Consider the following 11,723-nt stretch of genomic DNA (forward strand, 5'->3'; position numbering starts at 1 on the left):
GAGGCCTTGACGCTGACCTTGAAGTCGTAAAAATTCAGTTGATCGAGAATCTCCACATGCCGCAGGGCCGATTCGACCAGCGCATCCGGAGTAGGCTCGCCGTACTTTTTCTGCAGATCTTTTTCCAGAGAGCCGGCGTTGACGCCAATGCGGATCGGGATATTCATATCCCGCGCTTTGTCCACCACCGCGCGAATGCGCTTTTCCCGTCCGATGTTGCCGGGATTGATGCGCAGACAATCCACACCCAAGTCCGCCACCCGCAAGGCAATGCGGTAATCAAAGTGGATATCCGCCACCAGGGGAATATCCACCTGTTTGCGGATGGCTCCGAAGGCTTCGGCGGCCTCCATGCTCGGGACCGAGACGCGCACGATATCCGCTCCGGCAAGCTGCAGGCGCTGAATCTGATCGACGGTCGCGGCCACATCGGTGGTTTCGGTGTTGGTCATGCTCTGCACGGAGATCGGCGCTCCGCCCCCAACGGGCACATTGCCAACCATAATCTGGCGGGACTGACGGCGTACAATGGGCGACTCACTGTGCATGATGCGATCCTGTGATGGTTCGGTTCAGGGGTATCAATTGACCGTCAGGGTCATCAGGCGACCACTGACCGGCGGAACAAAATCAAAACGCTCACCGTTGAGCTCAACCTGGGCCGCGCCGGCATTGCCGAGCTTCACCGTAAAGGGCGCCTCACCGGAGAGCAACAATTCCCGACCGGGCTGAAGCAGATCGGTTTCGAGCACGTCCCCACGGCTGTCGGTCACTTCTACCCAGCATTCTTCCGAGAAGGTCAAACGCAGCTGATCGAGCACTTCCGGGTCGTTCATTGACGCACCGGGACTGCTCACTTCCGTTGCTGCCAGAGGCTCCACGGCACCGCTTGACGCTGCCGGAGGTTCAGAGCCGGTCAACGCCGCGGCCGAGTTCGTCTCGGCGCTTGCGGTCGGCGCTGCCTCAGTCGCTTCCTCGGTCCCATCGTCCACACTGCCCGCTACCGCTTCTTGTTCAACTGCCGGCTCCTCAGTCAGGGCCGACGTCGGCGCTGGCGCCTTCAGTTCACTGATCGGGTCCACCATGGCGCTATCCGCCACGGGATCCTGCCGGTTGCCCAGAAACCAGACCGACAGTGCCCAGATGCCCGCCAGCAACACCAGAATCCAGAGCACAAATTTCCACAGGGACCGGGTCGGCTCGGGCACATTGATTTTCAACGGGCTTTCTTCGGGATCATCCGCCAACCCGGCCTGACGCCGAGCCTGCTTGTAGGCCTGAAGCAGGTCCTCGGGTTCCAGGCCGAGCAGTTTCGCGTAAGTACGCAGATAACCGCGAATGAACGTATCGGAGTGCAGCCGATCGTAATCGTCCGCCTCCAGAGCACGCACCTTGCTGACGGTCATCCGCAGCTCGCGGGCGACATCCTCTTCACTGAGCTTGGCCTTTTCCCGCGCGGCTTTGAGCAGCGCGCCTGGGTACGCCTCCGGGGCGAGCTCCGGAACCTCGGCCTCGGCGGGTTGTTCTTCAGTTGACATCAGGACCTCAACGACTCATTTCGCGTTTGTATTCCAGATACTCATCGGAATAAGGAAAGCGATTTTTCAATGCCAGCGCATAACTGGCTTCTTTGTCTTGGTTGCCGAAGATCCTTTCGATTTTAATACCCAACAGCAGCGAACGGGCCGACTGACGAGACACCTCGCCGTACTGATCCAGGTAGCGCTTGGCCTGCGCGTATTCTTTGTCCTGGAAACTGATGTCTGCCAGCTCCAACAGGACCGGCGCCAGGCGTCGATCCAGGGTAAACGCATGTTCAAACGCCGCACGGGCGCGCTCTTCACGCCCCAGTTGCTTGGCGGTGCGCCCCAGGCTGAGCAGCGCTCTAGCCCGATTGTCGTAGCTCAGATCTTCACTGACGATTGAGAACTGCTCATAGGCCTCTTCGTAACGCTGTTGTCTGAATAGAAAAGCGCCGTAGTTGTTACGGGCCTGAGAAAAGCTCCGGTCTTCCCGAAGCGCCGACTTGAAGCTGTCCTCAGCACGCTCCACCTCACCTTCCAGTTGAAGCAGCATGGCCTGTGCCGCGTAGGCTTTGGCCGAGTCATCATCGAGTTCAAACGCTTTCTCAATATGGTGACGAGCCGAGTCCCGGTTACGGTTGTCGATGTACGCCATGGCCAATCGATAGTGGGTATCCAGGGCTGCCTCGCGGTCCACTTGCGGACCGCTGGTCTGGGTCACGCAGCCGCCCAGCCCGAGCAACGCCAGCAATCCCAGCGCGGCCATTGAACGCCATACTCGGCGCGGGTTTCTATGTGCTTTTATCATCACCCTTACCTCTTGGTCACAGACGCTCGTCAGGGAGACGGCGCAATTATTTTTACGGTTTGCAGTTCGTCAAACTTCGCCCGGTACCGCTCACTGCGCTTGGTCATATCGTTGACCGTGCCCGCGAGCTGACCACAGGCGGCATCAATGTCCTCACCCCGCGTGGTACGGATGGTAGTGATATAGCCCGCTTCCATCAAAATGGTCTGGAACCGACGAATCGCATTGTTACTGGCCCGTTTGTAGTCGGACAGTTTGAACGGGTTGAACGGGATCAGATTGATTTTTACCGGTACATCCTGAAGCAGTTCCGCCAATTGGTGGGCGTGTTCCGGACGATCGTTGACATGATCAATCATGGTGTACTCGATGGTAATGCGCCGATGGGTATCGGGCAAACCCGCGATGTAGCGCTTGGCGGAATCGAGCAGCACGGCGATGGGGTACTTTTTGTTGATCGGCACCAGCTCGTTGCGCAGTTCATCGTTGGGCGCGTGCAGGGAAATCGCCAGGCAGGCGTCGGTGTACTGCCCCAGCTTGTCCAGCGCCGGCACTACGCCTGAGGTACTCAGGGTCACCCGCCGCTTGGAGATGCCGTAGGCGTTGTCCTCCATCATCAGGTTCATGGAGTCCACGACATTGTCGAAATTCAACAGCGGCTCGCCCATGCCCATCATCACCACGTTGGTCACCTTTCGCGGACCATTGGGCTGAAGCTGATTGAAGGACTTGGCCGCAATCCACACCTGACCGATGATTTCCGCTGCGGTCAGGTCCCGGTCAAAGCCCTGCTTGCCCGTCGCGCAGAAGCTGCAGTCGAGCGAGCAGCCCACTTGGGAGGAGACACACAGGGTGCCCCGATCGCCTTCGGGAATAAATACCGTCTCTACAATGCTGCCGCCGGTCACGCGAATCAGGAACTTGCGGGTGCCGTCGGACGAGTCCAACTGCTGGATGACTTCCGGTGCCCGGATTTCGGCCACTTCTTTGAGCTTCTCCCGCAGCGACTTGCTGATGTTGGTCATCTCGTCGAAGTTTTCCGCGCCGCGCTGGTGAATCCACTTCAGCACCTGAGTCGCTCGGAAGCGCTTCTCGCCAAAGGACTCGAAAAAAGCCACCAGCTTGGCCTCGGGCAGGCCCAGCAGATTGGTCCGCTCGGTCTTGGACGGGTCAGCGGTGTTGGCAGCGGGTACAGCGGTCATGTGAATACCTGTATGAACGAAATGAGCTCGGGAATCTCGGCGTCCGCATCAGCTGCGAGCGAAAATTTCCCCGGGTTCGAAAAAGTAGGCGATTTCCCGTGCGGCAGACTCGGGCGAATCCGAGCCGTGCGCCGCGTTGATGGACACGCTTTCAGCGTAGTCCGCGCGAATGGTGCCCGGCGCGGCCTCTTCCGGGTTGGTCGCCCCCATCAACTCGCGATTGCGGGTGATGGCGTTGTCGCCGGACAGCACCTGTACACAGACCGGGCCGGAGGTCATAAAGTCCACCAACCCCTCAAAAAACGGCTTGCCCTGGTGCTCGGCATAGAAGCCCTCGGCCTGGGCCCGACTCAGTTGAATCATCTTGAGTGCCACGATCTTGAGGCCAGCTTGCTCGAAACGGCTCTCAATGGCACCGATCAGGTTTTTCCGTACCGCGTCCGGTTTGATGATAGAGAGGGTCTGTTGTTCGGGCATCGAAGGCTCCAGTGTCAGTCGCGCAAAATGGTCTCGGATCAGCCCCGCCCCCTCGGGGGCGGAGAAATGCGGGAATTATACGCGGGTTGCGCCTATAAGCCACCCCGGCAGGCGCGATTGACCGCAAACTGTGCACCGATCGACGCCTCTGGAAACCGGGCTGCAGATCAAGCGGCACCGGCGGTTCAGGCGGCGCGAGCGATATCCTGGATTCGGGCCACCATGGCGCGCAGACCGTTACCCCGGGTGGGACTGAGGTGCTTCAGGAGGTTCAGCTCGTTGAAGTAGCCTTCAATATCAAAATCCAGCACCTCGGCAGGGCTTTTGCCGTTGTAGGCGGCCAGCACCACGCCGAGCAGGCCTTTGACGATAAAGGCGTCACTGTCGGCGTCGAACCAGAGCTTGCCGTCCTCTTCCCGATGGGTCAGCCACACCTGACTCTGACAGCCGCGCACCAGGTACGCCTCGGTCTGGTAGGCCGGGTCGAGCGGTGGTACCTCTTTCCCCAGGTCAATAATGTACTTGTAGCGATCCTCCCAGCTATCGAAAAAGCTGAGGGTCTCGACGATATCGTCGGCGCTGATGTCAGTTCCGAATTGGGACATACCACTGAATCCTGAGGGTTAAACCTTAAAAGAACATTCCGGTCTCGAGCTGGGCTTCTTCGCTCATCATCTCCCGGCTCCAGGGCGGATCGAACACCAGGGAGACCGCCACGTAATCGACGTTGGGCACCTTGGCCACCCGCCGCTCGACATCACCCACCAGCACCGGCCCCATACCACAGCCGGGCGCCGTCAGGGTCATCCTGATGCTCACCCGCTGTTCGCTCTGGTCGACGTCCACCGCGTAAATCAGCCCCAGATTGACCAGATCCACCGGAATCTCCGGATCATACACAGTGCCCAGAGCTTCCCAGACCTGATCTTCATTGATGCGCTGATCGGCGGGCGGCGGAAAGTTGAGCTCCTGGGCCTCCAGGCCCAGGGCGGCCGCGTCGGTGCCATCTACCCGCACCATCTGGCCGTGATAGGTCAACGTATAGTTGCCACCCAGAGATTGGGTGATCGTCACGAAGGTGTCTTTGGGAATGGTCAGGTGCGTGCCGTCGGGCACCCGGCGGGCCGGGCAGTCCGCCTGGGCCACCACCATACGTCGTTCACTCATCGGGGCCCCGGGCGTCTAGGAGGAAGCATTCACAACGCTGAAACTTTCCCCGCAGCCGCAGTAATCCTGAGCATTGGGGTTATTGAATTTGAGCTGGCGATTGACGCCTTCAATGACATAATCGATCTCGGTACCGCTGACCACATTGAGGCTGTCCCGGTCGATGTACAGCGAGACGTCGTCCGCCAGTTCATAGCACACATCGTTCTCGCGCCCGTCGGCCACCAGGTCCACCACGTACATGAAACCGGTACAACCGCTCTCTTTCACGCTCAGACGTACCGCCTGCGCCTCCTGGTTGAGGCCCAACTGACGCCGGAAGTGTTCCACTGCAGCCGGAGTGACCGCAACGGCCTGCCGAGTGGGATCAAATGACTCTACTGCCATCTCACTCTACTCCTGTGTTGTTCAAAAAAACTGCCGAGCCTTTTCAAGGGCCTCGAACAGCCGATCCACCTCATCAAAGGTGTTGTAAAACGCAAAGCTGGCGCGCACCGTACCCGGAATATGGTATTGCTCCATAATCGGTTGCGCGCAGTGGTGTCCGGTACGCACCGCCACACCCTGTTGATCCAGCAGAAACCCCAGATCGTTCGGGTGGGTGCCCTCGACCAGAAAGCTCAACACGCTGACCTTGTGCGCCGCCGTGCCCACCAGAGTGATACCCGGGGTCGCAAACGCCTTCTCTTCCGCATAGGCCAACAGGGCCCGCTCGTGCGCAGCGGCGGCTTCCCGGTCCAGCCCATTGAGGTAGTCAATGGCAGCGGCCAGGCCAATGGCACCAGCGATATCCGGGGTGCCCGCCTCAAACTTGTACGGCAACTGGTTGTAAGTCGTGCCGGCGAAGCTCACTGACTGGATCATCTCGCCACCGCCCTGATACGGCGGCATGGCTTCGAGAAGGTCGCGTTTGCCGTACAGCACGCCGAATCCCGTGGGACCAAACAGTTTATGGGCCGAAAACACATAGAAGTCGCAATCGAGCGCCTGAACATCGATGGGCCAGTGACTTACCGCCTGGGCGCCATCAATCAGCGCCAGTGCGCCGTGCTTGTGCGCCAGGGCAATAATGTCATCGATGGGATTGACCGTACCCAGAGCATTGGACACGTGCCCGACCGCCACCATACGCACCTGACCCTGCTCGAGCAGCGTTTCCAGCGCCGCCAGCTCCAGCGTGCCCGTCTCGTCCACCGGAATGGGTTCGACGGTTGCGCCGGTGGCCTCGGCCACCATCTGCCAGGGCACAATGTTGGAGTGGTGCTCCATCGCCGAGACCAGAATCCGATCACCCGCCTTGAGGTTATTGCGACCCCAACTGAACGCCACCAAGTTGATACTTTCGGTGGTGCCGCGCGTCCACAGAATCTGTTCGCGATGCGGTGCGTTGAGGAACTCGGCCACCGTTGACCGCGCACCTTCAAACTTTGCCGTCGCCCGCTCCGCCAGCGCATGGGCACCACGATGCACATTACTGTTGTCGTGCAGGTAGTAGTGACTGATCGCATCAATCACCGCCCGTGGCTTCTGGGTGGTCGCGGCGTTATCCAGATACACCAACGGATGCCCGTTCACCTGCTCCTGCAGGATCGGGAAATCCCGGCGTACCGCTTCCACATCGAAGCCGGCGGTGCTCTGTAGTGCTTCCGGTCTGTTCATGGTGAGGATCAGGCCTCTTCGCTCTGAATGTGTCTCAGAAGATCGCTGTTACTGCTGAACAGGCGGGCCAGGCGCGGGCCGAGGTAGTTACGCACGGCCGGCTCGGCGACATCCTGCAACAGCTCGTTGATAAAGCCGAAGTTCAGCATGACCTGCGCTTCCTCCCGCGAAATGCCGCGGGCCTGCATGTAGTACAGCGCGGTTTTGTTCAACTGACTCACGGTGGCACCGTGGGCACACTTCACATCATCCGCGTAAATTTCCAGCTCGGGCTTGGTGTCCACTTCCGCCTTGGGCGAGGTCAGCAGGTTTTTGTTGCTGAGCTCCGCCAGGGTTTTCTGGGCATCCTGGTGAATATGGATGCGACCATTGAACACCGCGTGCGCCGAGTCACCAATAATGCCCCGAAAGACTTCGTTACTGGTGCAGTGCGGCACCTTGTGCTGCACATTGGTGTGGTAGTCGATCAACTGCTTGTTGCGCGGGACATACACGCCCTGCAGATCCAGGTGCGCACCATCACCGCAATGGTTGATCTGATAATCAATACGCTTGAGCTTGCTGCCCTGGGCAACGGTAAAACCGCGCAACTGCGAACTGCGCTGCAGGTTGGCGTGAATGCCGCCCACGTGCAGCAGGTTCTCTTCTTCCAGATTGATCCGATAGTGGTGCAGGAACGCATTCTCGCCCACTTCAATTTCGGTCAGGCTGTTTACGAAGCCGTTCTGCTCGTCGTCGGTCGAGGCGAAATGCTCGATAATGCTCGCCTGAGCGCCGGTTTCCAGCACCACCAGCAACCGCTGGTTGGCGGTGGCCGGCGCACTGCCCGGCGTGGACACCTGCACCACATACAGCGGCTTGGCCAGCTTGGTGTCTTTCGGGACGTGCACCAGCACACCGTCCTCAGACGCCCAGGCGTTGCTGAGTGCGGCGAACAGATGGTGTTCGCTGTCGACGATTTTACCCAGATGCTGACCAATAACGGCCTGCTGCTCCGCACTGGCATCGCCAAAGCGAACCACTTCAGCGGGCAAAGCGTCCGACGCCTCGGGATCGAACACGCCGTTGACGAACACCAGACGCGTCGCATCCAGTTCCAACCATTCGATCTGGTCCTGCCACTGGGCGGTGGATTCGGCCCACTGCGCAAATTCGGTTTTCTGCAGCGGCGCGAGCGGGGTGTATTTCCACTGCTCGGTTTTGCGGTTTGGCCAGGGCGTTTTCAGCCACTGCCGGGCGCCACTGGTGCGCAGCTCGGACAGCCAGTCCGGGCTATCCTGCTGCCCGGCCAGTTGCAACGCCTGTTGCTGAAAATCACTCATCGCTTACACCACCTCTTCTTCGAGCCAGCTATAACCTTTCTCTTCCAGCTCATGCGCCAATTCTTTACCGCCGGACTTCACGATGCGGCCGCCAGCCAATACGTGAACCTTATCCGGGACGATGTAGTTGAGCAGCCGCTGGTAGTGGGTGACCACGATAAAGCTGCGATCTTCCGCCCGCATGGCGTTCACGCCATTGGCTACCACCTGCAGGGCATCGATATCCAGCCCGGAGTCGGTTTCATCCAGAATGCAGACGGTGGGCTTGAGCAGCATCATCTGCAGAATTTCATTGCGCTTTTTCTCACCGCCGGAGAAACCTTCGTTGACCCCGCGTTTTAGAAACGACGGGTCCAGGTCGACCGACTTGCAGGTCTCGCGGGCCAACTTCAGGAAGTCCACCGAGGAAATCGGGTCTTCACCGCGGTGTTCACGGTGCGCGTCCACCGCCGCTTTCAGAAATTCCATGTTGCTGACACCGGGGATTTCCACCGGATACTGAAAGGCCAGGAACAGGCCCTCGCGGGCGCGCTCTTCAGGCTCGAGTTCAAACAGGTCTTTGCCATTGAACTGCACGCTGCCGGCGGTCACTTCGTAGCCTTCGCGGCCGGTCAGCACATTGCCCAGGGTACTCTTGCCCGAACCGTTCGGGCCCATGATGGCGTGCACTTCGCCGGGTTTGATGTCCAGGCTCAGGCCCTTGAGGATTTCTTCATTCTCGACGCTGGCGCGCAGGTCTTTGATGGTCAGCATAGTGTCGGTTTCCAGTTTCATATAACGTAAATTCGGTTCGTCGTGTGCGGTGGTTTCGAGTTTGGGTGGCGGCGTTGGTTTGGGTAACGGCGGATGCGCGCTTCGCGCTTATCCGCCCTACGCAAACTGCGGTGCTATCCGCCGCTATCCAACGATTAACCCACCGAGCCTTCGAGGCTCACTTCCAACAGCTTGCCGGCTTCCACCGCAAACTCCATCGGCAACTCTTTAAACACTTCCCGGCAGAAGCCATTCACAATCATCGAGACGGCTTTTTCGGGATCCAGGCCGCGCTGCTGGCACAGGAACATCTGGTCGTCGCTCACCTTGGAGGTGGTCGCCTCGTGCTCCACCACCGCACTCGGATTCTTGCTCTCGATGTACGGGAAGGTGTGCGCGCCGCAGCGATCGCCGATCAGCAGTGAGTCACACTGGGTGTAGTTCCGTGCACCCTCGGCACCGGGGTTCATCCGCACCAGGCCGCGATAGGCGTTGGAGCTCCGGCCGGCGGAAATACCCTTGGAGATGATGGTCGAGCGGGTGTTCTTCCCGATGTGAATCATCTTGGTGCCGGTATCGGCCTGCTGGTAGTTGTTGGTCAACGCCACCGAGTAGAACTCACCGACGCTGTTGTCCCCGCGCAGAATGCAGCTGGGGTACTTCCAGGTAATGGCCGAGCCGGTTTCCACCTGGGTCCAGGAAATTTTGGCATTGGTGTGGCAGAGGCCGCGTTTGGTCACAAAGTTGTAGATACCGCCCTTGCCCTGTTCGTCGCCGGGGTACCAGTTCTGCACCGTGGAGTATTTGATTTCGGCGTTGTCCAGAGCCACCAGCTCAACCACCGCGGCGTGCAACTGGTTCTCATCGCGCATGGGCGCGGTGCAGCCTTCCAGGTAGCTGACATAAGCGCCTTCTTCGGCGACGATCAGCGTGCGCTCGAACTGGCCGGTATTCTGCTCGTTGATCCGGAAGTAGGTGGACAGCTCCATCGGACAGCGTACGCCCTTGGGGATGTACACAAACGAACCATCAGAGAAAACCGCCGAGTTGAGCGCGGCATAGTAGTTGTCTTTCTGGGGCACTACCGTACCGAGATACTTTTTGATCAGCTCTGGGTACTCGTGTACCGCCTCACTGATCGAGCAGAAAATCACACCCGCTTCTTTGAGCTTTTCACGGAAGGTGGTCACCACAGACACGGAGTCAAACACCATGTCTACCGCCACGCCCGCCAGCATCTCCTGCTCGTGGACCGGGATGCCCAGCTTTTCGTAGGTGCGCAACAGCTCGGGATCGACCTCATCCAGGCTCTTGGGCCGATCTTCCATACTCTTGGGCTGGGAGAAGTACGACAGCGCCTGGAAGTCGACCTTGGGGTAATGTACGTGGGCCCAATTGGGCTCTTCCATCTGCTCCCAGGCACGGAAGGCCTGCAGGCGCCAGTCGAGCATCCACTCGGGCTCACCTTTTTTCGCGGAGATAAACCGGACGACGTCTTCATTCAGACCGGGCGGCAAGGTATCCGTATCGATCTGGGTATGGAAGCCGGCGGCGTACTCGCGCTTGATCAGTTTTTCAACTTCTTGCTCTGCCATCACTTCACCTCTGTCTCCGCATTCGGAGTGAGTTAGCTAAAATTCGGTTGTTCGATTCCGCGATTGTTCGCGTTGTTCTGTCGGATTACGCTTCGCTAATCCGACCTACGGGTACTTTGGTGCCCTGTTTCCGCATCCCTTGCGTTAAGTCGGATTACGCTTTGCTAATCCAACCTACTTGTTTTGTTCGGTGCTGGTGTTCACCCTCTCGTAGGTCGGATTAGGCCGCAGGCCGTAATCCGACGTCCGCCTATTTAGGCGCTGGCCTTACGTTGCAGCTTTGGCACCACGTCGCGAATGTGCTGGATCGCGAACTGCACCTCGTCCTCGGTGGTCAGGCGCCCCAGACTGATACGCAAAGAGGCCTGGGCCAGATCGTTACTCAGGCCAATCGCCTTGAGCACATAGCTCGGCTCCAGACTCGCCGAGGTGCAGGCCGAGCCGGTCGCCACCGCGAGTTGGCGCAGCGACAGCAGTAGCATTTCACCATCGCAACCGCCGAACGCAATATTGAGGTGACCGCAGGCCGTGTGAGCCAGGTCCGTGTTCAACTGGATGCCCGGCAGATCGGCAATGCCCTGCCACAACTCATCCCGCAAGGCGGCAATACGCGGCGGATCTTCCGCCAGGCGATCAGCGGCCAACTGGGCCGCCGCCCCCATGCCCACACACTGATGGGTGGGCAAGGTGCCGGAGCGCATGCCCCGCTCGTGACCACCGCCGTGAATCTGGGCGCTGATTTTCACCCCCGGATCACGGCGAACATACAAAGCACCAATGCCTTTCGGGCCGTACATTTTGTGCGCCGAGAGGGACATCAGGTCCACGTTCTGTTCCGCCACATTCAACGCCAGCCGCCCGCCACTCTGGGCTGCATCAACGTGAAACAGGATGTCCTGCTCCCGGCAAATGGCGCCGATCCCGGCAATATCGTTGACGCTGCCAAGCTCGTTGTTCACATGCATCACGCTGACCAGAAACGTATCGTCCCGCAGCGCGGCGCGTACCACTTCCGGCTCAATCCGTCCGCTGGTATTGGGGGACAGATAAGTGACCTCAACGCCCTGCTCCGCCAACCAGTGAGCAGGATCAAGCACCGCCTTGTGTTCAATCGCGGAGACAATCAGGTGGCCTGCGGGCAAGCCCGCCCGGCGGCGCGCTTCCCAGACGCCTTTTAGCGCCAGGTTATCCGCCTCGGTGGCGCCGCTGGTCCAGAC

At 59.5% G+C, this 11,723-nt stretch carries 13 protein-coding genes; all 13 read right to left on the reverse strand.

What is annotated here, in order from left to right; genetic code table 11:
• A partial coding sequence (locus tag B3187_RS03185; protein WP_286804551.1) for a flavodoxin-dependent (E)-4-hydroxy-3-methylbut-2-enyl-diphosphate synthase occupies positions 1-548 on the reverse strand: 548 nt, incomplete at its 3' end.
• A 33-nt stretch (positions 549-581) separates the two neighbouring features.
• Positions 582-1,538: a RodZ domain-containing protein gene (locus B3187_RS03190; protein ID WP_286804552.1), complete on the reverse strand. Its 957-nt coding sequence runs from the start codon at positions 1,536-1,538 to the stop codon at positions 582-584.
• 7 nt (positions 1,539-1,545) lie between these two features.
• Positions 1,546-2,289: a type IV pilus biogenesis/stability protein PilW gene (pilW, locus tag B3187_RS03195; RefSeq protein WP_123637125.1), complete on the reverse strand. Its 744-nt coding sequence runs from the start codon at positions 2,287-2,289 to the stop codon at positions 1,546-1,548.
• 71 nt (positions 2,290-2,360) lie between these two features.
• On the reverse strand, positions 2,361-3,533 hold the full coding sequence (gene rlmN, locus B3187_RS03200) for a 23S rRNA (adenine(2503)-C(2))-methyltransferase RlmN (RefSeq protein ID WP_123637124.1): 1,173 nt from the start codon (positions 3,531-3,533) through the stop codon (positions 2,361-2,363).
• 48 nt (positions 3,534-3,581) lie between these two features.
• The gene (gene ndk, locus B3187_RS03205; RefSeq protein ID WP_123637123.1) at positions 3,582-4,010 is read right to left on the reverse strand and encodes a nucleoside-diphosphate kinase; all 429 of its coding nucleotides are present in this window, start codon (positions 4,008-4,010) and stop codon (positions 3,582-3,584) included.
• A 185-nt stretch (positions 4,011-4,195) separates the two neighbouring features.
• The gene (locus B3187_RS03210) at positions 4,196-4,615 is read right to left on the reverse strand and encodes a SufE family protein (protein WP_123637122.1); all 420 of its coding nucleotides are present in this window, start codon (positions 4,613-4,615) and stop codon (positions 4,196-4,198) included.
• 25 nt (positions 4,616-4,640) lie between these two features.
• Positions 4,641-5,177 carry a putative Fe-S cluster assembly protein SufT gene (gene sufT, locus B3187_RS03215; protein WP_024459857.1) on the reverse strand — a complete coding sequence of 179 codons (537 nt, stop codon included), beginning with the start codon at positions 5,175-5,177 and terminating at the stop codon, positions 4,641-4,643.
• Positions 5,178-5,192: 15 nt separating this feature from the next.
• Positions 5,193-5,564, reverse strand: coding sequence for a HesB/IscA family protein (locus tag B3187_RS03220; protein ID WP_024459856.1), 372 nt, complete (start codon positions 5,562-5,564; stop codon positions 5,193-5,195).
• Between the two features lie 21 nt (positions 5,565-5,585).
• Entirely contained in the window at positions 5,586-6,836 is a 1,251-nt protein-coding gene (locus B3187_RS03225) for a SufS family cysteine desulfurase (protein WP_286804553.1), read from the reverse strand.
• An 8-nt stretch (positions 6,837-6,844) separates the two neighbouring features.
• A complete protein-coding gene (gene sufD, locus B3187_RS03230) occupies positions 6,845-8,158 on the reverse strand; it encodes a Fe-S cluster assembly protein SufD (protein ID WP_286804554.1) in 1,314 nt (437 codons plus the stop codon).
• Positions 8,159-8,161: 3 nt separating this feature from the next.
• Positions 8,162-8,911 (reverse strand): Fe-S cluster assembly ATPase SufC, encoded by a 750-nt coding sequence (sufC, locus tag B3187_RS03235; RefSeq protein ID WP_024459853.1) that lies wholly within the window; start codon positions 8,909-8,911, stop codon positions 8,162-8,164.
• 155 nt (positions 8,912-9,066) lie between these two features.
• The gene (gene sufB / locus B3187_RS03240) at positions 9,067-10,506 is read right to left on the reverse strand and encodes a Fe-S cluster assembly protein SufB (protein WP_024459852.1); all 1,440 of its coding nucleotides are present in this window, start codon (positions 10,504-10,506) and stop codon (positions 9,067-9,069) included.
• A gap of 254 nt (positions 10,507-10,760) precedes the next feature.
• The coding region (locus tag B3187_RS03245) for a cysteine desulfurase family protein (RefSeq protein WP_286804555.1) at positions 10,761-11,723 on the reverse strand (963 nt) is incomplete at its 5' end.

It is taken from the genome of Marinimicrobium sp. UBA4209, assembly GCF_002381585.1.
In the GTDB taxonomy this organism is placed as follows: domain Bacteria; phylum Pseudomonadota; class Gammaproteobacteria; order Pseudomonadales; family Cellvibrionaceae; genus Marinimicrobium; species Marinimicrobium koreense.

What these genes read in the sequence shown, in the direction of transcription:
- B3187_RS03190 (WP_286804552.1), bottom strand. Translation starts at nt 1,538, where the DNA reads ATGTCAACTGAAGAACAACCCGCCGAGGCCGAGGTTCCGGAGCTCGCC.
- pilW (WP_123637125.1), bottom strand. Translation starts at nt 2,289, where the DNA reads ATGGCCGCGCTGGGATTGCTGGCGTTGCTCGGGCTGGGCGGCTGCGTG.
- rlmN (WP_123637124.1), bottom strand. Translation starts at nt 3,533, where the DNA reads ATGACCGCTGTACCCGCTGCCAACACCGCTGACCCGTCCAAGACCGAG.
- ndk (WP_123637123.1), bottom strand. Translation starts at nt 4,010, where the DNA reads ATGCCCGAACAACAGACCCTCTCTATCATCAAACCGGACGCGGTACGG.
- B3187_RS03210 (WP_123637122.1), bottom strand. Translation starts at nt 4,615, where the DNA reads ATGTCCCAATTCGGAACTGACATCAGCGCCGACGATATCGTCGAGACC.
- sufT (WP_024459857.1), bottom strand. Translation starts at nt 5,177, where the DNA reads ATGAGTGAACGACGTATGGTGGTGGCCCAGGCGGACTGCCCGGCCCGC.
- B3187_RS03220 (WP_024459856.1), bottom strand. Translation starts at nt 5,564, where the DNA reads ATGGCAGTAGAGTCATTTGATCCCACTCGGCAGGCCGTTGCGGTCACT.
- B3187_RS03225 (WP_286804553.1), bottom strand. Translation starts at nt 6,836, where the DNA reads ATGAACAGACCGGAAGCACTACAGAGCACCGCCGGCTTCGATGTGGAA.
- sufD (WP_286804554.1), bottom strand. Translation starts at nt 8,158, where the DNA reads ATGAGTGATTTTCAGCAACAGGCGTTGCAACTGGCCGGGCAGCAGGAT.
- sufC (WP_024459853.1), bottom strand. Translation starts at nt 8,911, where the DNA reads ATGCTGACCATCAAAGACCTGCGCGCCAGCGTCGAGAATGAAGAAATC.
- sufB (WP_024459852.1), bottom strand. Translation starts at nt 10,506, where the DNA reads ATGGCAGAGCAAGAAGTTGAAAAACTGATCAAGCGCGAGTACGCCGCC.